This window comes from Pseudoxanthomonas sp. Root630 (genome assembly GCF_001427585.1).
In the GTDB taxonomy this organism is placed as follows: Bacteria; Pseudomonadota; Gammaproteobacteria; order Xanthomonadales; family Xanthomonadaceae; genus Pseudoxanthomonas_A.
The window spans coordinates 450,794-471,497 of record NZ_LMGY01000012.1 but is presented as its reverse complement, the minus strand read 5'-3'; the positions used below and the strand labels follow the sequence as shown (position 1 = coordinate 471,497).

Below are 20,704 nucleotides of genomic sequence, written 5' to 3'. Positions count from 1 at the left end.
ACACTACGCGGCCCGGTCCGGTACCCGGCCCCGCCACCCGCGGGTAGACGGCCGCCCCGGGGCACGGGCGCACGGCCTGCCGCACGCCCCCACGACGCTGTATGCCTCGCTGGTTTCCGGACTCCCCAAGGAGTGTTTGTGCCCACGACGTTGCTTCAATCCGATCTGCCCGGCCTCACCCTGCGCCATCGCGGCAAGGTCCGCGACGTGTTCGACCTGCCCCGCGACCGCCTGCCTGCCGACGCCCCCGCCGGCGACTGCCTGTTGATGGTCGCCACCGATCGCCTGAGCGCGTTCGACGTGGTGCTGCCCGACCCCATTCCCGGCAAGGGCGAGATGCTCTGCCAGATCTCCAACTTCTGGTTCGCCAAGACCGCGCACCTGATGCCGAACCACCTGACCGGCATCGATGTCGCCAGCGTGCTGCCGGCCGGCGTGGACGCCTCGCTGTACGCCAAGCGCGCGGTGGTGACGAAGAAGCTCAAGCCCGTGCCGGTGGAAGCCATCGCGCGCGGCTACCTGATCGGCAGCGGCTGGAAGGACTACCAGCGCACCGGCAAGGTCAGCGGCATCGAACTGCCCGACGGCCTGCGCCAGGCCGAGAAGCTGGCCGAGCCGATCTTCACCCCCTCGACCAAGGCCGCCGTCGGCGACCATGACGAGAACATCGACTTCGACGCCATGGTGAAGACCGTCGGCGCCGAACTGGCCGAGCGCGTGCGCGACGCCACCCTGCGCATCTACCGCTTCGCCGCCGATTTCGCGGCCGAGCGCGGCATCCTGCTGGCGGATACCAAGTTCGAATTCGGCACCGACGAAGACGGCCGCCTGTACATCATGGACGAGATGCTGACGCCGGATTCCTCGCGCTACTGGCCTGCGGACCAGTACGAGGTCGGCACCAGCCCACCCAGCTACGACAAGCAGTTCGTGCGCGACTACCTGGAAACGCTGGACTGGAACAAGACCGCGCCCGGCCCGTCGCTGCCGGCCGAGGTCATCGAGCGCACCCGCGCCAAGTACGCGGAAGCGCTGCAGAAGCTCGCCGGCATCATCGTCGAGTGACCGACCGTTGCAGGAGCGGCTTCAGCCGCGACCGCGAACCGGAAAAGCCTTGAAACGGCGGTTTGACACGGATCCACGCGGACAAAGCGGGTCAAAGCCCAAGAGCTTTATCCGTGTTCATCCGCGTGGACCCGTGTTCCCCCGTTTTCTTCTGTCGTGCGGTCGCGGCTGAAGCCGCTCCTACAGGGCGCGCGGCGGCCGACGGGCGTCCCGGCATACCCCGTCGGGCTGGGGTATGCTCCATACCCTGCCGCATTGCCATCCTCGGGAGGGATGAATGAACGCGACTGCGCAACGCCCGGTGGACCGATGGTTCGCCAGTTATTCCGGCGACCACCAGAACGACACCAACCAGCTGATCCACGTCTTTGCCGTGCCGATGATCCTGTGGACGGTGGTCGCACTGCTGTGGTGCATCCCGGTGTTCGGCACCTGGGTGAAGTCCGGCATGTGGGCGGCGTTGGCGATGTTCGGCGCGTGGATGTACTACTACAAACTCTCGCGTCCGCTGGGCTTCGGCATGCTGGCGATCTTCATCGCGATGGCTTGGCTGACCCGCTGGCTGGAAAGCCTGCTCGGGCTGCAGAAGCTGTTCTTCCTCGCGGTGACGGTGTTCGTGGTGGCGTGGATCGCCCAGTTCATCGGCCACAAGATCGAGGGCAAGAAACCCAGCTTCCTGACCGACCTCACCTACCTGCTGATCGGGCCGGTGTGGGTGCTCAGCAAGTTCTACCGGAAGATGGGCTGGAAGTACTGAGCGGCTAGCGGCCGCCCTCGCCCAGCGCGCGCGCGTCGGCCACGAAGGCGCGCGGCGCATAACCGAAATCACGGCGCGCTGGCGTCGCATCGAACACCAGATCCTCGCGCATGCGGGCCACGGCATCATCCGTGAGTCCACGCATCACGCCCGCCATCCGCGCGATGCCCAGCACGGCGCGGAACACCGGCATCGGGATGTCCCACAGCCGCACCGGTGGCGACAGCGCCGCCAGTGTGCGCGCCACCATCTCGCGATACGCGAGCGTTTCGCCGCCCGGCAGCGCATACGCCTGGCCGTGCGTGGCGGATGCGTCCACCACCGCGAGCGCGGCATGCGCCAGATCGTCCACGTGCACCGGCTGACGCTTTCCATTCGCACCGCGCGGCAGTACGAAGAAGCCCATGCGCCTTGCCATCGCGGCGATGCGCGCCAGCGTCTGGTCCCGTCCCGCACCGTAGACCAGCGTGGGCCGCAGCAGCGTCGCCGCCGCACCACGCGCGGAGGCGGTCTCGAATACCGTCCGCTCCGCCGCCTGCAGGCGCGCGACGATGTCACGCTCGTAAGCGTCGCCGGAGGTCTGTTTCGTATCGAGGCTGGTGGAACCGAACGCGACCACGCGCGATGCCACGACATCGCCACGCGCGTACCACTGCGCGAAGCCATCCAGCGGCCCGGTGCTGAAAATGACGTCTACCGTCGCAGGCAATCCTTCGATACCGTCGAAGTCGCCCTTCAACCAGACGATCCCGGTAGACGACGGGCGCGGGCTGCGCGACACCGCGAACACCTGCCACCCCCCGCCCGCAAGACACGCCAGCAGCGCCTCGCCGATCTGGCCGCTGGCGCCGAACACCAGCGCTGTGCGCGAAGGTGTATCAGGCATCCGGGCGGGCGCCATCGTCGACCGCATCGATGGGGCGCGGCGGTTCGCCGCCCGGCATCGGCGGCCGTTCCGCCATGTGCAGCGACAACGCGGCCTTCGCCATCAGGTGCGCGCTGATCGGTGCGGTGATGAAGAGGAACGCGGTGATCAGCAACTCGCGCGGCTGAGGGTCGGTGCCCGACAGCGCGTGGTAGCCGATCGATGCGATCAGCACGCAACCCACGCCCAGCGTGCTCGCCTTGGTCGGTCCGTGCAATCGCTTGAAGAACTCCGACAACTTCACCAGGCTGAAGGAGCCCACGAGGATGAAGAAGCTCCCCACGGCCAGCAGCAACACCAGCAGGATGGCGAAGACCCAGCTCATTCGACGATGTCCCGGCGCAGCACGTACTTGCTCAGCACCACCGTGCCGACGAAGCCGAGCATCGCGATGATCAGGGCCGCTTCGAAATAGACCGCCGTGCCCAGGTACATGCCGAACAGCATCAGCTCCGCGATCGTCGCGACGAACAGGGTATCCAGCGCGAGGATACGGTCGGGCACGCTCGGGCCGCGCACCAGCCGGAACAGCGCCAGCAACATGGCGACCCCGACGACATGCATCGCGCCGACGATCGCGTACATCACCAGGGCTTGCGGGGTCATGGGAATATCTCCATCAGCGGCGCTTCGTAGCGCGTCTTGATCTGCCGGATCACTTCATCGGCATCGTCCAGGTTGAGCACGTGCACCAGCAGGTGGCGCCGATCCTCCGACAGGGCCGACGACACCGTGCCCGGCGTCAGCGTGATGATGCTGGTGAGCGCGGCGATGCCGTGGATGTTGGCGATATCCAACGGCACCCAGATGAACCCGGGATGGATCTTCCGCTCGGGCCCCAGCACCTGCAGCGCAACGGTGATGTTGGCCTGCACGATGTCCAGCGCCAGCACGCCCAGCATGCGCGGCACGCTGCGCAACCGGCCGATGCGCGCGAACTCGCGATCGAGGCGTGCCGCGAACGGCGGGATGACCAGCGCAAGCACCGTCGCCATCACCACCTGGCCGGCGCTGATCTCGTCGTTCATCAGCAACCAGAAACAGAATACCGTCGCGCTCAGCGGCAGCGACGGCAACCAGCGCTTGCGCCAGCTCGCGACCATGCTCAGGGCTCCCTCAACGTGGGCATCGCGGCACGCACCTGTTGCACGTAATCGCCGGGCGACTGCAGCTGGGACGCGGCGGCCTGTGTGTAGTCGAGCAGTGGCGACGCCGCCAGTACCATCGCCACGCCGTAGCCGAGCAGCAGCACGATGGCGGCGGTTTCAAGCGGGCGTGATGGCGCATGCGCCAGGTCGCCGGCGGGCGTGAACGCCGCGCGCGTTTCCGCACTGGCATCCGGCCAGGGTTCGGTGCGCCAGAACAGGCGCGTGCCGGCACGCGCCAGGCCCACCAGCATCAGGAAGCTGGTGCCGAGCACCAGCAACCAGACCCAGAAGGTGCGTGGACCCTCCGGCACGGCCCCCAGCAACAGCAGCTTGCCGATGAAGCCCGACAACGGCGGCAAGCCTGCCAGCGAGACCGCGGCGACCAGGAACAGCAGGCCCGGCACAGTCTTGCCCGGCAGCGCGGCGATGACATCCTTGCGGTCGCTGGCACCTCCGCGACGACGGCGGATCAGGTCCGCCAGCAGGAACAGCGCCGCGCCGGCGAAACTGCTGTGCACGAGGTAGTACAGACCAGCACTCACGGTGCCCGCGGTGTGCAGGGAGAACGCGACGAACAGCGTCGCCGCCGAACCCAGCACGAGATACGCCGCCAACGCGCGCAGCCGGTTGGCCGCCAGCACGCCGAGCGAGGCGAGCACCAGCGTGGCGGCGCCGAGCGCGAGCAGTGCTGGCCAGGCGAAACCTGCGAGCGGCCCCGCCGCGCCGAACGTGAGGGTGCCCAGCCGCAGCACGGCGTACAGGCCGACCTTGGTCATGATCGCGAACAGCCCCGCGACCGCGGCCGGCGCATGCGTGTAGGTTTCCGGCAACCAGAAGTACATCGGCAGCAGCGCGGCCTTCGCGCAGAAGACGACGAACAACAGGCCGGCCGCCGCCTGCACCAGCGCGACATCGCCCGCCGGCAGCTGCGCCACCCGCACCGACAGCTCGGCCATGTTCAACGACCCCAGCAACCCGTACAGCAGGCCCAGGGCGATCAGGAACAGGGTCGAGGCCGCGATGTTGACGGTCACGTAATGCAGGCCCGCGCGCATGCGCTCGCCACGGCCGCCGCTGAGCATCAACCCGTACGACGAGATCAGCAGCACTTCGAAGAACACGAACAGGTTGAAGATGTCGCCCGTCAGAAAGGCGCCGTTCAAACCCATCAGCTGGAACTGGAAGAACGCATGGAAATGCGGCGCACGCCGGTCCCAGCCTGCGCTGGCGTGCAGCAGGCAGGCTGCGCCGAGCAGCAGCCCCACCAGCACCATCAGCGCGGACAGGCGGTCGACCATCAACACGATGCCCAGCCGCGCCGGCCAGTCGCCCAGCAGGTAGACCTGCACCTCGCCGGTGGCCGCCTGCGCGACCAGCACGCCAGCCACGCCCAGCATCGCCACCACCGACAACCAGGCCACGATCCGCTGCGGCACCATGCCGAAGCGCCGGTGTTCGAAGAACAGCGCGATCGACGCGGCGAACAGCGGGATCAGGATCGGCAGGATGGGCAGGTGGCTCATGCGTCCTCCTCCGCGCCGTCGGCCTTCGCGATGTCGCGCGCTTCGTCATGGCGCCGCTGTTCGGCGGCCTGGAAGTCGCGCTCGGCCTTGCGGCCGTCCACGTGGTCGCTGTCGTTGTCGCCGCGGCTGCGGATGGCCAGCACCACGGTGACCGCCGTCATCGCGAAGGCGATCACGATGGCGGTCAGCACCAGCGCCTGCGGCAGCGGATCGGTGTAATGGGCCAGGTCGGCCGGTACGCCGCTGCGCAGCACCGGCGGCTTGCCCGGGACCAGCCGGCCGCCGGAAAAGATCAGCAGGTTGGTCGCATACGACAGCAGCGTCAGCCCGAGGATGACGTCGAAGCTGCGCGCGCGCAGCAGCAGGTACACGCCCGCCGCGGTCAGGATGCCGATCGCGCTCGCCATCGCAAGCTCCATTATCGTGCACTCCCCATCAACGCAGCTCCCCGGTGCGGGTGGATCGCTCGCCCGGCTCCATCACGCCCAGGTGCGAGACGCGCGTGCGGGAAGGCTTGATCGTGCCGAGCATCGACAGGATCAGCATCGCGCCGCCGAACACCACCAGATAGACGCCGGTGTCGAAGCCGATCGCGCTGGCCAGCGGAACGGTGCCGATCAGCGGCAGGTCGAGATCGAGGTGGCCGCTGGTCAGGAACGGCACGCCGAATCCCATCGACGCCACGCCGCTCAGGCCCGCGACGATCAGGCCCACGCCGATGCACTTGACGTAGTCGAAGCCGAAGCGCGATTCGACCGATGCCGCGCCCTGGATGACGTACTGCACCAGCAGCGGCACGGCCAGCACCAGCCCGGCGATGAAGCCGCCGCCGGGCGCGTTGTGGCCGCGCAGGAACAGGAACACGGAGACCGTCAGCGTCAACGGGAACATGATCTGGGCCAGGTCGGCCGGCACGGGCAATGGGATGGGCGGGCCCGACATCACCTTCTCCGGCGCCATGCGTGCACGCCGCAGCAGCGCATGCACGATCAATGCCGCGATGCCGAACACGGTGATCTCGCCGAAGGTGTCGAAACCACGGAAATCCACCAGGATCACGTTCACCACATTGCTGCCGTAAGCCTCGGGCAGCGACCGCGCCAGCATCTCGCCGCTGATCGTGTCGCCGGAACGCGTCATCACGGCATAGGACAGCAGGCCGATGCCCAACCCGGCAGCCAGGGACACCACGATGTCGCGCAGGCGCCGCCGCGGCGTACGCTCGGGAGGAGAGCGCGGCGGCAGGTAGTGCAGGCCCAGCAGCAGCAGGACCAGGCTGACCATTTCCACCATCAACTGGGTCAACGCCAGATCGGGGGCCGACAGGAACACGAACGTGAGGCTCACCACCAGTCCGGCACCGCCCAGCACGATGACCGCGAGCAGGCGCTGGCGGTACAGGCGGATGGTGTAGACCGCGCAGACCACCAGCACCAGCCACAGCAGCCAGCCCAGCAACGGCATCGGTTGCGGCGCGCGCCACGCCAGCGGGGGCGAAACACCCGCGATGAAGGGTGCGGCGCCCGCGACGAGCGCCGCGAGCACGAGGAACAGCAGGCTGCGCTGCAGGCTGCCATTGGCCACACGATCAGTGAAGCGCCCCGCCAGCGCGTAGAGCGCCTCCATGTTCCAGCGGAACAGATTCCGCCCGAGCGAGCGCCGCACGATCGCGTGCAGGTCGAACAAACGCCGCAGGCCGGAATACAGCAGCACGCCACCGGCGATGCCGGCCAGGCTCATCAGCAAGGGCGTGTTGATGCCATGCCAGACAGCGAGACTGTACTCGGGCATCGCAGGGCCGAGGATCGCGCCGGCACCCGCCTTCAGCACCGGCGCGACGGTGAAGGCGGGGAACATGCCCACCGCCACGCACAGCACCACCAGCACTTCCACCGGAATCTTCATCCAGCGCGGCGGCTCGTGCGGCGTGGTGTCCAGCGCGCGCGGGCCTTTTCCGAAGAACGTCTCATGGACGAAGCGCAGGCTGTACGCCACGCCGAAGACGCCGTACAGCAGTGCCGCCACCGCGATCGCATCGCGCATCGCGCGGTGCCCGCCGATGTCGATGGCCTCGGCGAAGAACATTTCCTTCGACAGGAAGCCGTTGAGCAGTGGGATGCCGGCCATCGCAAGCGACGCGACGATGGCCAGGGCGCTGGTCCATGGCATGGACCGCCGCAGGTTGCCCAACCGCCGCATGTCGCGGGTGCCGGTTTCGTGGTCGATGATGCCGGCGGCCATGAACAACGAGGCCTTGAACGTGGCGTGGTTGAGGATGTGGAACACGCCGGCCACCACCGCCATCGGCGTGGAAATGCCGAACAGCAGCGTGATCAGGCCCAGGTGCGAGATGGTGGAATACGCCAGCAGGCCCTTGAGGTCGTGCTGGAAGATCGCGAACCACGCGCCGATCAGCAACGTCAGCGCACCGACCGTGGTCACCACATAGAAGAACAGGTCGGTGCCCGCGAGCGCCGGATGCAGTCGCGCGAGCAGGAACACGCCCGCCTTCACCATCGTGGCCGAATGCAGGTAGGCCGACACCGGCGTCGGTGCCGCCATCGCATGCGGTAGCCAGAAATGCAGCGGGAACTGCGCGCTCTTGGTGAACACGCCCGCCAGCACCAGGGCCAGTGCCCAGGGGTACAACGCGCTGGCGCGGATCAGGTCGCCCGAGGCCAGCACCACGTCGAGGTCGTAGCTGCCGACGATGCGCCCGATCAACAGCACGCCACCGAGCAGCGCGAGACCGCCGGCGCCGGTGATGGCCAGCGCCATGCGCGCGCCCTCGCGCGCATCCTGGCGATGCGACCAGAAGCCGATCAGCAGGAAGGAGCTGATGCTCGTCAGCTCCCAGAACACCACCAGCAACAGCAGGTTGCCGGCCAGCACCACGCCGAGCATCGACCCCATGAAGAGCAGCAGGCTCGCGAAGAAGCGCGGCGCGCTGTCCTTTTCGCTAAGGTAGTAGCGCGCATAGATCACCACCAGCGCGCCGATCGCCAGCACCAGGCCGGCGAACATCCAGGCCAATCCGTCGAGGCGCAGGGTGAAATCCAGCCCGATCTGCGGCAGCCAGGCATGCTCGGCGCGCAGGTTCCAGCCCTGCAGCACGCTCGGCGTCATCCACGCCAGCAGCACGAGGCCCAGCAACGGTGCGAGCCCGGCCAGCCATGCGGTCGCGCCGCGCGGAAGGCCGCGCGCCAGCGCCACCACCAGCGCGAGCACGAAGGGCAGCGCCAGCAGGATTTCAAGAAAAGGGATCATCAACCGCCTTGCGTTGCAGGGAATGCGTCATTCACGAGCAATCCGCCCGAGTTTAACAAACCCGTCACGCCCTGCCTGACCCGCGGTTCAGGCCAGCAGTGCGATCTCCAGCACCAGCCAGCCGAAAAAGGCGACGAGCAGGAAGGCGCCTTCCCGCCGGCTGATGCGCAGGTCGCCGCGCAACATCGGGTAAAGCACGAGCACGAAAGCGATCGCGGCGGGCAGTTCGAGCCGCACGAACGACTCCGGCAAGGGCAACGGCCGGAATGCCGCCATGCCGCCCACCACCACCAGCAGGTTGAACAGGCTGGAGCCGATCACGTGGCCCGCCACCATGTCGCCCTGGCCACGTCGTGCGGCCATGACGGCGGCGGCGATTTCCGGCAACGCGGTGCCGATGGCGACCGGCAGCAGGCCGGTCAGCAAGGGCGAAAGCCCCCAATGCACACCGATCACCGGCGCGCCCTGCACCACGAAGCGCGCGCCGTAGTACAACAACGCGGCCGCCACGACGAAGCGCAACAGGTTCATCCACAGATCGGTTCGCGTGCTCGCGTAAGCCTCGATCTCGGCGCGCACCGCGGCGTCCTCGCTGCGCGCGCGTGCCAGCAGGAACGCCACCATCGCGACGAAGGCGAGCAGCAGCACCATGCCTTCGATGCGGCTGACCATGCCGTCGAGGCCGAACACGATCAGTGCCAGCGTGGCGAGCGCCAGCAACACGAGGACCGGCGACAGCAGGCGCATACGGACGACCACCGGCGCGACCACCGCCGCCAGGCCGAGGGTCAGGCCGAGATTGACGATGTTGCTGCCCACGGCATTGCCCAGCGCGAGTTCCTGGGAACCCACCCACATCGCGCGCGCATTGACCGCCAGTTCCGGGAGCGAGGTGCCGAAGGCGATCAGCAGCAGGCCGGCGACGAATGGCGAAGCGCCGATCCGCTGCGCCAGCCCCGAGGCGCCCTTGACGATGGAATCACCGCCCAGCGCCAGCAGCACCAGGCCCAATGCGAAGTAACCCCAAGCTTCCGTCATCGCCCCGCACTCCCCTCGTGGATTGCGGGGATTCTATGCCGCTCCGCTTCCTCAGGAACAGCCTTCCACGTACTCCACCTGCGGCGACAGGCCCACGCGCCACGAGGTCACCTTGCCGGCAGCGTCCGCCTCGAAGATCAGCTTGGTCGGCGCGACATCGCCGGCGTCGATGGACAGGTACTGGCCGCCCTGCACGTACTTGTGCGGCGTGCCCTTCAGCGCGCCACCGTAGAGTTTCTGCAGCTCCTCCACGCTCATGCCCACCTTGCCGCCGCCCGGCGCGGTCTCCTTGTCGGTACCCACGTCGTAGCGGACGAACTTGCCTTCTTCCATCATGAAGGCGAAATCGGCGGGACGGCTGATCCACTTCGGCCACAGGTAGTGGCAGGTGGTGCCCTCCATCGGTGCGCCGTTCAATTCGCCGCCCCAGGCCGCTCGCGCCTCTTCCACGGTGCTGCCCAGCTTCATGTCGCCATAGCCCAGGAAACTGGCCTGGCTGACCGGTCCGGCCGGAGCCGCCGTGTCGTCGACCGCGGGCACCGGGGCCAGCGTTTCCGCCACCGGTGTGCTCGCCGCCGTGGTCAGCGGGTCCGCATCGGCCGCGGCCGGCGCCTCCTCGCGCTGGCAGGCGGACAACAGGGCAGCGACCATCACGATCGGCAGCATCGACTTCATCGGCTCTCTCCTATGCACAAACCTGAAGACTAACGTTCATGCGTTAAGTCACCGCGAACGCCCGACTGTCATCGGTACTTCATGGCAACGCACTAGCCTGCGCGCCGGCTCCTCCGGTACCGCCATGCGCCCGTCCAAGACCGACCTCGCCCGCACCACGCTCCAGGCCCATGGCGGCACGCTGGGCATGCGCGAGCGTCGGGCGCTGATCCTGTGCGACGGCCAGCGCGGGCTGGACGAACTGGTGCAACTGCTGGGACAGGACGCACCGCTGCTGATCCAGCGCCTGGTGCGGGACGGCTACCTCGCGGCATCGTCATCGGCGACTGCAACTGCACCCTCGCCCTCGCCCGCGACATCGACCGCACCCACCGGACCGCGGCGCTCACGGGTGGCCGCCCGGATCTATCTGTCGGGCATGCTGGAACTGCATCGCGATACGGAGGCACGACATCATCGCAACCGCCTGCAATCGCGGCTCGACGATGACGCGATGCTCCAGGCGCTGGCCGACGCGTTGCGATTCCTCGAGGGCCGGGTCGCGGCGACGCTGGCGCAGCGCATCCGCGAACGCCTGGTCGAAGCGCTGCCGCTGGAGGATGTGCCGTCGCTGCATGCGCGGATGGCGTCGCAGGACGACGCCGTCGCGCTTACCTGACCCGCTCAGCCCTGCGGGGGCGCGAAATGCTTGCGCAAGCCGGCCCAGCAGGCCTGGTAGTCGCGCTGGCGGTGCGGCGCTTCGGTCGCCTGGCGCGTGGGACGGATCACCGCGCGCGTCTCGAACATGAAGGCCATCGTGCCGGTGATGACATCGGGCTTGGTCAGATCGGCGTTCGATGCCTTCTCGAACGTGGCCGCATCCGGCCCGTGTCCGGTCATGCAGTTGTGCAGCGAAGCCCCACCCGGCGCGAACCCCTCGGCCTTGGCGTCGTAGACGCCATGGATCAGGCCCATGAACTCGCTGGCGATGTTGCGATGGAACCACGGCGGACGGAACGTGTCCTGCGCCACCAGCCAGCGCGGTGGGAAGATCACGAAATCCATGTTGCCCACGCCCGGGGTGTCGCTCGGCGAGGTGAGCACCAGGAAGATCGAGGGATCCGGATGGTCGTAGCTGATCGAGCCGATCGTGTTGAAGCGGCGCAGGTCGTAGCGGTACGGCGCGTAGTTGCCGTGCCACCCCACCACATCGAGCGGCGAATGGCCGATGTCCGCGCGCCACAGGTGGCCCTGGAACTTGGCGATGAGCTCGAACTCGCCCTCGACGTCCTCGTAGGCCGCGACAGGCGTTTCGAAATCGCGCGGATTGGCCAAACCGTTCGAGCCGATCGGGCCCAGATCGGGCAGGCGGAGCTGCGCGCCGAAATTCTCGCAGACGTAGCCGCGCGCCTCGCCGTCGAGCAGCTCGACCAGGAAGCGCACGCCGCGCGGGATCACGGCGATCTGCTGCGGCTCGACGTCGATCACGCCGAACTCGGTGGCGATGCGCAGGCTGCCCTGCTGCGGGACGATCAGCAGCTCGCCATCGGCATCGTAGAAGTAACGCCCCTGCATCGAACGATTCGCCGCATACAGGTGGATGCCGACACCATGCTGTCCCTCCGGCGCGCCGTTGCCGGCCATGGTGTACAGGCCGTCGACGAAATCCGTGGGCGTTTCCGGCATCGGCAGCGGCGACCAGCGCATCTGGTCCGGCGACACCGGACCGGCGCTGAAATCGCTGTGCAGGTGGTGCTGCGCATACGGCGCGAACGGCCCGTGCATCGCCGCCGGGCGGATACGGTACAGCCAGCTGCGACGGTTCTCCGCCCGCGGCGCGGTGAAGGCCGTGCCGCTGAGCTGTTCGGCGTAAAGCCCGTGCGCCACCCGCTGCGGTGAATTGCGGCCCTCGGGCAGCGTGCCCGCGACCGCTTCCGTGGCGAAGTGGTTGGCGAAGCCGGTCTGGTAGTTGTCGCTACTCATCATCACGCTCGCTTCTCGCTTGAGCCCCTCTCCCACCGGGAGAGGGGTTGGGGTGAGGGTCCGGCCCGCACGCGGCCTTCCAGATTCCCTCGACTACGGCCTCTATCGCCCTCAACACATCATGGTCCCAGAAGCGCAGGATGGTCCAACCTTGTGAACGCAGGATCCGCGTCCTGACCGCGTCGGACCGTGCCGTGTGCTGCGACCCATCCAGTTCGATGATCAGTTTTCTGTCGATACAGCAGAAATCGGCGATGTAGGGCGGAATCGGGTGCTGGCGACGGAACTTGAGCCCTTCGAGTCCCCGCCCGCGCAAGACCTTCCAGAGCTTGAGTTCCGCATCGGTCATTTTCCTGCGCAAACGACGCAAATACTGGAGCGTGGTACTGGGTAATGGCGGCTTGATGTACATGACGCCACCGTACCCTCACCCCAACCCCTCTCCCGTCGGGAGAGGGGCTCTCGCCACGTCAGAGAACCCCGCGCTTCATCTGGTCGCGCTCGATGCTCTCGAACAACGCCTGGAAGTTGCCTTCGCCGAACCCTTCGTTGCCCTTGCGCTGGATGATCTCGAAGAAGATCGGGCCCAGCGCGTTCTGGGTGAAGATCTGCAGCAGCTTGCGCTCCTTGGTCTCCACGTCGGCATCGATCAGGATCTTGTTGCGGGCCAGGCGCGCGACGTCTTCGCCATGGTTCGGGATGCGCTGGTCGATCACGTCGAAATAGGTGTCCGGCGTATCGAGGAAGTCCACGCCCGACTCGCGCATCTTCTCCACCGTGGTGTAGATGTCGTCGGTGAAACAGGCGATGTGCTGGATGCCTTCGCCCTTGTAGGCGTCGAGGTATTCGTTGATCTGGCTCTTCGGATCGCTCGACTCGTTGAGCGGGATGCGCACCATGCCGTCGGGCGCGGTCATCGCCTTGGACAGCAGCCCGGTCTTGGCGCCCTTGATGTCGAAGTAGCGGATCTCGCGGAAATTGAACAGCCGCTCGTAGTAGTCCGCCCACTTGGCCATGTTGCCGTGGTAGAGGTTGTGGGTCAGGTGATCGATGAAGGTCAGCCCGAAGCCCTTCGGCATCAGCTCCACGCCCGGCAGGTATTCGTAGTCCGGGTCGTGGATGGTGCCTTCGGTGTCGTAGCGGTCGACGATGTAGAGCATGCAGTCGCCGATGCCCTTGATCACCGGCGCGGCGACAGCCTTGGTCAGTTCGTCGGCGGCGTCGAAAGATTCCGCGCCGTTCTTCAGCGCCTGCATGCGCGCCCATTCGGCGAGCTTGTTCACGCGGATCGCGAAGCCGCAGGCGCTGGGGCCGTGCTGGGCGGCGAAACGGGCGGCGAAGGAATCCGGATCCTCGTTGATCAGGAAGGTGCAGTCGCCCTGGCGGTAGGTGCTGATCGGCCGCGTCTTGTGGCGCGCGACCTGCGCGAAGCCCAGTTTGCGAAAGTAGTCGTGCAGCAGGTGCGCCTGGCCCTGCGGCGCGGCGAACTCGACGAATTCGAACCCGTCGATACCCATCGGGTTGTCGAAGGTGGTCGGCTTCATGCCGGAATTGGGTTGTGCGTTCATGGGGCACCTCGCTAGGCTTGCCGGAATACGCTCCAATATAGTTTCAGCTGAAACCACCCACAAGTAGCAGCGCAACATGAGCCAGCCAGCCAGCCCCGCCATCCACGCCGATTTCGACCTCGACCGCCTGTTCTCCTACCGGTTGAGTGTGCTCTCCAACCGCATCAGCAGCGCGATTTCCCGCGAATACCACCGCCGTTTCGGCCTGGCCATCACCGAATGGCGGGTCATGGCGGTACTGGGGCGCTTCCCGGGCCTGTCGGCCGGCGAGGTCGCCAACCGGACGGCCATGGACAAGGTGGCGGTCAGCCGGGCGGTCGCCCGCCTGCTGGAACGGGCGCTGATCCAGCGCGAGATCCACGGCGACGACCGTCGCCGCTCGGTGCTGGCGCTGACCGACGAGGGCTTCCGGGTCTACGACGAGGTCGCCCCGATGGTGATCGAGTACCACCAGCGGATGCTGGAGCCCTTGAGCGACGAAGAGCGCGCGATGCTCGACCAGCTGATCGACAAGCTGGCCGGCGAAGGTGTCAGGCGCATCGAAGGCTGAGGCCAGCCTTTCCCTGGAACGAAAAACGGCGGCCGATGGCCGCCGTTCTTCTTTTGATCCCCGCCTCCGCGGGGATGACGTGTTGGCAAAGGTGCGCCCACGTCGTGGGCGCACGCCAACCCGTCACTTCACGCCGTGCATCAGCTTCTGGATCAACGGTGCGATCAGGAACAGCAGGACGCCCGAACCGACCAGCGCCCAGAAACCGAACGTGTAGCCCGCGTGCGCGGACTGTACGGTCATGCCGCCTTCGCCACTGACCTTGCCCGCGAAGATGCCGGCCATGTTGTTGCCGATGGCGATCGACAGGAACCAGCAGCCCATCGCCATGCCGGCCAGGCGCGACGGCGCCAGCTTGGTCGTCATCGACAGACCGATGGGCGACAGGCACAGCTCGCCGACCGACTGGATGACGTAGACCATGAACAACGTCCAGAACGGGATCTTGCCGTTCGCGTCCACCATGCCGGACAGCGCCATCATCAACAGCAGGAACGCCAGGCCATTGAAGATCAGGCCCAGGCCGAACTTGCGCGGGATGATGGGATTGTTCTTGCCCATCTTCACCCACAGCCACGCCAGTACCGGCGCCAACGCGATGATCGCCACCGAGTTGACGGACTGGAACCACGACACCGGGAAGTCGCTCGTGCCGGCGAACATCTGGAAGAAGCTTTCCATGCCGATGTCGCGGTTGACGATGCGGTCGGCCAGGAAGTTGAACGAGCTTCCCGCCTGCTCGAAGAACATCCAGAACAGCACGTTGAACACGAAGATCACCAGCATCGCGACGACCTTGTCGCGCGCGACCTTGCCCTCGCGAAGACCCTCGACCACCAGCATCACCGCCGGAATGACGAACAGCGCCATCAGGATCGCCTGGAGCAGGTTGGCGTCGATGGTCAGCAGGGCATAGAACATCGGGATGCCGATCACGGCACCGAACAGCACCACGAGGCTGACATTGCGCATGCCCGTCTGGTGCGTAGCGGGCAGACCGATGCCTTCCAGCTGCCTGCGACCGAACCAGAACCACACCAGGCTCAACAGCATGCCGACGCCGGCCGCGATGAACACCACTTTGTAGGCCGGCATGTCTTCAATGCCGAACACCTTCTTCGCCAGGTACTGGGTGATGATCGGTGCCAGCAGCGCGCCGATGTTGATACCCATGTAGAAGATGGTGAAACCGGAATCGCGGCGGGCGTCGCCCTGCGCGTACAGCTTGCCGACCATCGTGGAAATGATCGGCTTGAACAGACCGTTGCCCACGATGATCGTGGCCAGGCCCAGCTTGAACATGGCCTCGCTGGGCAGTGCCAGCAGGAACAGACCCACCGACATGAAGACCGCGCCCAGCAGGATGGAGCGCTGGAAGCCGATCAGTTTGTCCGCGACGTAACCGCCGAAGATCGCACCCGCGTACACCAGCGCCAGGTAGGCGCCGTAGAGCTCGCTCGCGGGCTTCTCGCCCGTGGCATCTCCCCCGTGGAACTGCGCGACGATGTACAGCACCATCGCCCAGCGGATGCCGTAGAACGCGAAGCGCTCCCAGAATTCGGACATGAACAGCATCCACAGCGGACGCGGATGTCCCAGGACTTGCTTGAATTCCGGTATCCGTTCCGGCGTTGATGTGTCGACGGCTCCGCTCATGCGGGCTCCCCCTAGAAAAGTGGTTCAGGATTTCGGTTTCCCATGCAACAAGCACGGGACGCGCGAGGATCACCGACCCGGCCGGCCCCCGTCAAATCGCTGAAACACTCACGGTGTAACGGTCGCTTGGCCTGTTCAGCGAGTCAATTCGCTGATTTCCAAGGGATTTCGAACCAAATGGCCCTGCTTCGCCGGTCAGCGACCAGGGCCGATCGAGGTGCGCACGTCGAACAGTTCCGGGAAGAAGGTCAGCTCCAGCGCCTGGCGCAGGAAGCCCACGCCGCTCGAGCCGCCGGTGCCACGCTTGAAGCCGATGATGCGCATCACCGTGCGCATGTGGCGGAAGCGCCACAACTGGAACTGGCTCTCCAGGTCCACCAGGTCCTCGCACAGCGAGTACTCGCGCCAATAGCGGTCGGTGTCCTCGTAGATCGCTTCGAACACCGGCAGCAGCGCGGCGTCGGCGGCATGCGACTGGCGCCAGTCGCGCTGCAGGTGCTGCGCGGGGATGGCATGGTGCCAGCGCGCGAGATACATCAGGAACTCGTCGTACAGGCTCGGCGCGTCGAGCACGGCCTCCAGGCCGGCATGGCCTTCCGGGTCGTGGGCGAACACCTTCAGCATGGCTGCGTTCTTGTTGCCCAGCAGGAACTCGATGGTGCGGTATTGCAGCGACTGGAAGCCCGACGACGGGCCCAGCAGGTCGCGGAAGCCCATGTATTCGGACGGCGTCAGCGTCTCCAGCACCGACCATTGCTCGGTCAGCTGGCGCAGCACCTGCTTGGCGCGCGCCATCACCTTGCGGCACTGCCAGACCTGGTCGCGCTGGAGGAAGCCGATCGCCGCGCGCAGCTCGTGGATCATCAGCTTCATCCACAGCTCCGACACCTGGTGCTGGACGATGAAGAGCATCTCGTCGTGGTGCTGCGGGTCGGACACCGGGTGCTGCGCGGACAGCAGGCGGTCCAGCTGCAGGTAGCCGCCATAGCTCATGCGGCCAGAGAGGTCGGTGTGGATGCCTGCTTCCAGCGGGCGCTCGTTCTTTTCTACGGCCATCCGTCGATCAACCGGGGCGCCACGGGGGGCAGCGGGGGCGCCAGCGTAACCGATGGGGGCCGGCCGCCCCGGCAAGGCGAACAAAATCGGGCACTTATGTCATGCCCATGCAATGCGTGTACCACAGGCTTCCGCTACATTGCGTCGGCCGGGGGTGGCATCGCCCCCGACGGGGGGCGGCGTCCAATCCACTGAGGGAGATTCCGTAACATGGAAATGCCACGGGGCCGCCTTGCGGCCGTGTTCGCGTCTTTCGCCTTGCTGTTTGCCGCCTCGTCGGCACAGGCACAGGTGGTCATCAGCCAGGTCTACGGCGGCGGCGGCAACAGCGGCGCCACGCTGAAGAACGACTTCATCGAACTGCGCAACAACGGCCCCACCGCGGTCGACCTGACCGGCTGGAGCGTGCAGTACACCTCCTCCGCGGGCACCACCTGGAGCGGGCGCACCAACCTCACGGGTACGATCCCGGCCGGCGGCTTCTACCTGGTCCAGCAGGCGCAGGGCGCCGGCGGCACGGTGGACCTGCCCACGCCCGACGCGACCGGCAACATCGCGATGAGCGGCACCGCCGGCAAGGTCGCGCTGAGCCGCAGCGCCACGGCGCTGACCGGCGCCTGCCCGACTGCCGATGCGAACGTGGTCGACTTCGTCGGCTTCGGCAGCGCGGCCAACTGCTTCGAAGGCAGCGCACCGACCGGCACCCTCAGCAACACCACCGCCGCGCTGCGTGGCGGCGACGGCAGCATCGACACCAACAACAACGGCGCCGACTTCGCGGTCGGTACACCGAATCCGCGCAACAGCGGCGCCGAGCCGCCGGAGCCGCCCGATCCGCCGCTGGCGCTGACCATCGCGCAGATCCAGGGCAACGGCCTGCTGTCGCCGCACAACGGCAAGCGCGTGGTGACCGAAGGCATCATCACCGCGATCAAGTTCAACAACGGCTTCTTCCTGCAGGCCGCCAACGACGATGGCGACCCGGCCACGTCCGATGCCGTGTTCGTGTTCACCAGCAGCGCACCGCCCGCCACTGCGGCGGTCGGCAACCGCGTGCGCGTGACCGGCACGGTCGAGGAATACACCCCGTCGTCCAATCCGCACCAGTTGGCGATCACCGAGATCGTCACCCCGACGCTCGAGGTACTCGAGACCGGCGTCGCCCTGCCCGCCGCGATCGAACTGACCGCCGCCGAGCTGGGCCCCGACGCCCTGCCCGGCACGCTGGAACGCCTGGAAGGCATGCGCGTCAGCGTGGCGCAGTCGGTGGTGATCGCCCCGTCGGGCGGCAGCATCGACGAGAACGATGCGCTGTCCTTCAGCGACGGCGTCTTCCACGTCGCCCTGCCCGGCGTGGCGCGTCCGTTCCGCGAGCCCGGCATCGCCGTGATGGATGCCATCACCCTGCCGGCCGGCAAGAACCCGCCGCGCTTCGACACCAATCAGGAACGCCTGATGGTGCGCAGCCGCGGACAGGTCGGTGCGTCGCCGCTCTCGGCCGACACCGGTGCCGACGTCGCCGGCCTGCTCGGCGTGCTCGACTACTTCGCCGGCACCTGGGCGCTGCTGCCCGATGTGGCCACGCCGCCGACGGTCACCGGCGGCATGTCGCCGGAAGCCGTCAACGATGCCACCTACGACGAAGTCACCGTCGGCAGCTTCAACCTGCTGCGCCTGTTCGACGAGGTCAACGACAGCAACGGCGCAGTGACGCTGACGCCGGAAGCGCTGGACAAGCGCCTGGCCAAGGCGGCGCTGGCGATCTGCGACTACCTGAAGACCCCGGACATCCTGGGCGCGGTGGAAGTGGAGAACCTGCGCGTGCTGCAGATGCTGTCCGAGCGCATCGATGCGACCTGCGCCACGCGCCCGGGTTACGTGCCGTACCTGCAGCCGGGCAACGACGTGGGCGGCATCAACGTCGGCTTCCTGGTCAGTTCGCGCCTGACCGCGGACGGCATCGCCCGCGTCGAGGTGTTGGACGTCGCGCAGTTCGGCAAGGAGACCACCATCGCCAACCCGAACGGCACCACCAGCCTGCTCAACGACCGTCCGCCGCTGCGCCTGCGCGCCCGCGTGCACCAGGACGCCGCGTCGAGCTACCCGCTGACGGTCATCGTCAACCACCTGCGCTCGCTCAACGACATCAACGACACCCTGCCCGGCAGCAGCGGCTGGGCCACCGGCGGCGAACGCGTGCGGGTCAAGCGCGGTGCCCAGGCGGTCTACCTGGCCCAGTTGGTGCAGGAGATGCAGCAGGCGAATCCGGACGAGAAGATCGTGCTGGTCGGCGACTTCAATACGTTCGAGTTCAACGACGGCTATGTCGACGTGATGGGCATCATCAAGGGCGAGGCCGCGACGGAAGACCAGGTGCTGACCTGGATGGCCAGCCCGATCACCACGCCGCTGGTCGACGGCTCGCAGCTGATCGCCGATCCTGCGCAGCGCTACTCGTATTCGTTCGAGGGCAATGCGCAGACGCTGGACCACGTACTGGTCAACGAAGCCCTGGTGATGGAAGCGGGGCTGCGCGTGGACCATGCGCGCATCAACGCGGACTTCGGCGTGGACAACTTCGGCGACGCCACGCTGGCCCTGCGTTCGTCCGACCACGATCCGGTGCGCTTGAGCATCCGCGTGCCGTCCTTCGCCCGCGCCGACCTGTCGGCCACCGTCAGCGCAGACCGCACCACCGCCAACGTCGGCCAGACCGTCCGCTACACCGCTACCGTCCGCAACGCCGGTCCCGGCGCGGCATCGCCGGCGGCCTTCGCCTTCGTGTTCTCGGCCGAACTGTCGCCGACGCTGGCCACCCTGCCCGCCGGCTGGAGCTGCGGCGCGGCGGAAGTGACCGCGGGCACCACCCGTGTGGCCTGCACCACGCCGGCGCTGGCCGTGGGCAGCGACGCCACGTTCGCGATCGACACCATCGTCCCCGCCAGCGCCGCGGGCGCCACGCTGGGCCTGGGCGTGTCGGCGAACTCGACCGTGCTCGATCCGGCCAATGGCGACAACACGGCGTCGGTTTCGGTGGCCGTCGCCGCGCTGCCGACCCTCAAGGCCGACCTGTCGGTGAAACTGGCCGGCGGTACGCTACCGCTGCTGCGCAACACCATCGCCACCCTGCTGGTGCCGGTCCGCAACGCCGGTCCGGACACCGCCGAGCAGGTCAAGGTGGTGCTGACCACGAACGTCGATGCGCGCTACGCCGCAGTCGCCGCGCCGAGCGGCTGGTCGTGCACGCGCGTGCAGGACACCGCCGACGGCTCGAAAGCCGAGTGCTCGCGCCGTGGCGCCATGGCCAAGGGCGTGCAGACCCTGGCCTTCGCGATGGTCGTGCCCGGCAAGCCCAAGCGCGGTACCTCGTTCGAGTTCGAGGCCACCGTGAGCAGCGACACGCCGGACCCCGATACCGGCAACAACCACGATAAGCTGGTCCAGCGCATCCGCTGAACTTTCCCGCCATCGTGGGGTCGACAGGGGCGCGGGCAACCGCGCCCCTTGTCGTTTG

General features: G+C 67.2%; 19 protein-coding genes. 5 read left to right on the top strand and 14 right to left on the bottom strand.

Annotated features, from left to right (window positions below; genetic code table 11):
- Positions 1-138: 138 nt before the first annotated feature.
- Positions 139-1,065, top strand: a complete 927-nt coding sequence (locus tag ASD72_RS08265) for a phosphoribosylaminoimidazolesuccinocarboxamide synthase (RefSeq protein ID WP_056879444.1) — start codon at positions 139-141, stop codon at positions 1,063-1,065.
- Positions 1,066-1,342: 277 nt separating this feature from the next.
- Complete coding sequence (locus ASD72_RS08260) at positions 1,343-1,822, top strand: Mpo1-like protein (RefSeq protein WP_056879443.1); 480 nt, start codon at positions 1,343-1,345, stop codon at positions 1,820-1,822.
- A gap of 4 nt (positions 1,823-1,826) precedes the next feature.
- Here ASD72_RS08260 and ASD72_RS08255 read toward each other — a convergent pair whose 3' ends face one another.
- From ASD72_RS08255 to ASD72_RS08215, 9 genes are all read right to left on the bottom strand, one after another.
- Positions 1,827-2,708 carry an NAD-dependent epimerase/dehydratase family protein gene (locus ASD72_RS08255; RefSeq protein ID WP_235577972.1) on the bottom strand — a complete coding sequence of 294 codons (882 nt, stop codon included), beginning with the start codon at positions 2,706-2,708 and terminating at the stop codon, positions 1,827-1,829.
- Positions 2,701-3,072: a Na+/H+ antiporter subunit G gene (locus tag ASD72_RS08250; protein ID WP_056879441.1), complete on the bottom strand. Its 372-nt coding sequence runs from the start codon at positions 3,070-3,072 to the stop codon at positions 2,701-2,703. The genes ASD72_RS08255 and ASD72_RS08250 overlap by 8 nt, the downstream gene beginning before the upstream one ends.
- A complete protein-coding gene (locus ASD72_RS08245; RefSeq protein ID WP_056879440.1) occupies positions 3,069-3,353 on the bottom strand; it encodes a K+/H+ antiporter subunit F in 285 nt (94 codons plus the stop codon). Before ASD72_RS08245 ends, ASD72_RS08250 begins: the two co-directional genes overlap by 4 nt.
- Positions 3,350-3,850, bottom strand: a complete 501-nt coding sequence (locus tag ASD72_RS08240; RefSeq protein ID WP_056879439.1) for a Na+/H+ antiporter subunit E — start codon at positions 3,848-3,850, stop codon at positions 3,350-3,352. The genes ASD72_RS08245 and ASD72_RS08240 overlap by 4 nt, the downstream gene beginning before the upstream one ends.
- A gap of 2 nt (positions 3,851-3,852) precedes the next feature.
- Positions 3,853-5,418, bottom strand: a complete 1,566-nt coding sequence (locus tag ASD72_RS08235; RefSeq protein ID WP_056879438.1) for a monovalent cation/H+ antiporter subunit D — start codon at positions 5,416-5,418, stop codon at positions 3,853-3,855.
- Complete coding sequence (locus tag ASD72_RS08230) at positions 5,415-5,837, bottom strand: Na+/H+ antiporter subunit C (protein WP_056879437.1); 423 nt, start codon at positions 5,835-5,837, stop codon at positions 5,415-5,417. The genes ASD72_RS08235 and ASD72_RS08230 overlap by 4 nt, the downstream gene beginning before the upstream one ends.
- A gap of 16 nt (positions 5,838-5,853) precedes the next feature.
- Positions 5,854-8,685 (bottom strand): monovalent cation/H+ antiporter subunit A, encoded by a 2,832-nt coding sequence (locus ASD72_RS08225; RefSeq protein ID WP_056879436.1) that lies wholly within the window; start codon positions 8,683-8,685, stop codon positions 5,854-5,856.
- A gap of 87 nt (positions 8,686-8,772) precedes the next feature.
- A complete protein-coding gene (locus ASD72_RS08220; protein ID WP_056879435.1) occupies positions 8,773-9,723 on the bottom strand; it encodes a calcium/sodium antiporter in 951 nt (316 codons plus the stop codon).
- Positions 9,724-9,774: 51 nt separating this feature from the next.
- The gene (locus ASD72_RS08215) at positions 9,775-10,398 is read right to left on the bottom strand and encodes a lectin (RefSeq protein WP_235577971.1); all 624 of its coding nucleotides are present in this window, start codon (positions 10,396-10,398) and stop codon (positions 9,775-9,777) included.
- 124 nt (positions 10,399-10,522) lie between these two features.
- Here ASD72_RS08215 and ASD72_RS08210 point away from each other — a divergent pair, with 124 nt between their 5' ends.
- On the top strand, positions 10,523-11,056 hold the full coding sequence (locus ASD72_RS08210; protein WP_056879434.1) for a hypothetical protein: 534 nt from the start codon (positions 10,523-10,525) through the stop codon (positions 11,054-11,056).
- Positions 11,057-11,061: 5 nt separating this feature from the next.
- Here the strand turns inward: ASD72_RS08210 and hmgA are convergent, their stop codons facing one another.
- Genes hmgA through hppD form a run of 3 tightly spaced genes read right to left on the bottom strand, consistent with a single transcriptional unit; the run spans position 11,062 to position 13,928 of the window.
- A complete protein-coding gene (hmgA, locus tag ASD72_RS08205; protein ID WP_056879433.1) occupies positions 11,062-12,363 on the bottom strand; it encodes a homogentisate 1,2-dioxygenase in 1,302 nt (433 codons plus the stop codon).
- Positions 12,353-12,772: a DUF559 domain-containing protein gene (locus ASD72_RS08200; RefSeq protein ID WP_056879432.1), complete on the bottom strand. Its 420-nt coding sequence runs from the start codon at positions 12,770-12,772 to the stop codon at positions 12,353-12,355. The genes hmgA and ASD72_RS08200 overlap by 11 nt, the downstream gene beginning before the upstream one ends.
- 58 nt (positions 12,773-12,830) lie before the next feature.
- On the bottom strand, positions 12,831-13,928 hold the full coding sequence (gene hppD / locus ASD72_RS08195) for a 4-hydroxyphenylpyruvate dioxygenase (protein WP_056879431.1): 1,098 nt from the start codon (positions 13,926-13,928) through the stop codon (positions 12,831-12,833).
- A 76-nt stretch (positions 13,929-14,004) separates the two neighbouring features.
- On the opposite strand from hppD, the gene ASD72_RS08190 reads away from it, so the two are divergent.
- Positions 14,005-14,478: a MarR family transcriptional regulator gene (locus tag ASD72_RS08190; protein WP_056879430.1), complete on the top strand. Its 474-nt coding sequence runs from the start codon at positions 14,005-14,007 to the stop codon at positions 14,476-14,478.
- A gap of 123 nt (positions 14,479-14,601) precedes the next feature.
- On the opposite strand, the gene ASD72_RS08185 is transcribed toward ASD72_RS08190, so the two are convergent.
- Positions 14,602-16,134, bottom strand: coding sequence for an oligopeptide:H+ symporter (locus tag ASD72_RS08185; protein ID WP_056879429.1), 1,533 nt, complete (start codon positions 16,132-16,134; stop codon positions 14,602-14,604).
- Positions 16,135-16,329: 195 nt separating this feature from the next.
- Entirely contained in the window at positions 16,330-17,190 is an 861-nt protein-coding gene (locus tag ASD72_RS08180) for a tryptophan 2,3-dioxygenase family protein (RefSeq protein WP_056879428.1), read from the bottom strand.
- A 210-nt stretch (positions 17,191-17,400) separates the two neighbouring features.
- On the opposite strand from ASD72_RS08180, the gene ASD72_RS08175 reads away from it, so the two are divergent.
- A complete protein-coding gene (locus ASD72_RS08175; RefSeq protein WP_056879427.1) occupies positions 17,401-20,646 on the top strand; it encodes a lamin tail domain-containing protein in 3,246 nt (1,081 codons plus the stop codon).
- Positions 20,647-20,704 lie beyond the last annotated feature (58 nt).

Coding starts and splice junctions, on each gene's coding strand:
- ASD72_RS08260 (WP_056879443.1), top strand. CDS start 1,343: ATGAACGCGACTGCGCAACGCCCGGTGGACCGATGGTTCGCCAGTTAT.
- ASD72_RS08255 (WP_235577972.1), bottom strand. CDS start 2,708: ATGCCTGATACACCTTCGCGCACAGCGCTGGTGTTCGGCGCCAGCGGC.
- ASD72_RS08250 (WP_056879441.1), bottom strand. CDS start 3,072: ATGAGCTGGGTCTTCGCCATCCTGCTGGTGTTGCTGCTGGCCGTGGGG.
- ASD72_RS08245 (WP_056879440.1), bottom strand. CDS start 3,353: ATGACCCCGCAAGCCCTGGTGATGTACGCGATCGTCGGCGCGATGCAT.
- ASD72_RS08240 (WP_056879439.1), bottom strand. CDS start 3,850: ATGGTCGCGAGCTGGCGCAAGCGCTGGTTGCCGTCGCTGCCGCTGAGC.
- ASD72_RS08235 (WP_056879438.1), bottom strand. CDS start 5,418: ATGAGCCACCTGCCCATCCTGCCGATCCTGATCCCGCTGTTCGCCGCG.
- ASD72_RS08230 (WP_056879437.1), bottom strand. CDS start 5,837: ATGGAGCTTGCGATGGCGAGCGCGATCGGCATCCTGACCGCGGCGGGC.
- ASD72_RS08225 (WP_056879436.1), bottom strand. CDS start 8,685: ATGATCCCTTTTCTTGAAATCCTGCTGGCGCTGCCCTTCGTGCTCGCG.
- ASD72_RS08220 (WP_056879435.1), bottom strand. CDS start 9,723: ATGACGGAAGCTTGGGGTTACTTCGCATTGGGCCTGGTGCTGCTGGCG.
- ASD72_RS08215 (WP_235577971.1), bottom strand. CDS start 10,398: ATGAAGTCGATGCTGCCGATCGTGATGGTCGCTGCCCTGTTGTCCGCC.
- ASD72_RS08210 (WP_056879434.1), top strand. CDS start 10,523: ATGCGCCCGTCCAAGACCGACCTCGCCCGCACCACGCTCCAGGCCCAT.
- hmgA (WP_056879433.1), bottom strand. CDS start 12,363: ATGATGAGTAGCGACAACTACCAGACCGGCTTCGCCAACCACTTCGCC.
- ASD72_RS08200 (WP_056879432.1), bottom strand. CDS start 12,772: ATGTACATCAAGCCGCCATTACCCAGTACCACGCTCCAGTATTTGCGT.
- hppD (WP_056879431.1), bottom strand. CDS start 13,928: ATGAACGCACAACCCAATTCCGGCATGAAGCCGACCACCTTCGACAAC.
- ASD72_RS08190 (WP_056879430.1), top strand. CDS start 14,005: ATGAGCCAGCCAGCCAGCCCCGCCATCCACGCCGATTTCGACCTCGAC.
- ASD72_RS08185 (WP_056879429.1), bottom strand. CDS start 16,134: ATGAGCGGAGCCGTCGACACATCAACGCCGGAACGGATACCGGAATTC.
- ASD72_RS08180 (WP_056879428.1), bottom strand. CDS start 17,190: ATGGCCGTAGAAAAGAACGAGCGCCCGCTGGAAGCAGGCATCCACACC.
- ASD72_RS08175 (WP_056879427.1), top strand. CDS start 17,401: ATGGAAATGCCACGGGGCCGCCTTGCGGCCGTGTTCGCGTCTTTCGCC.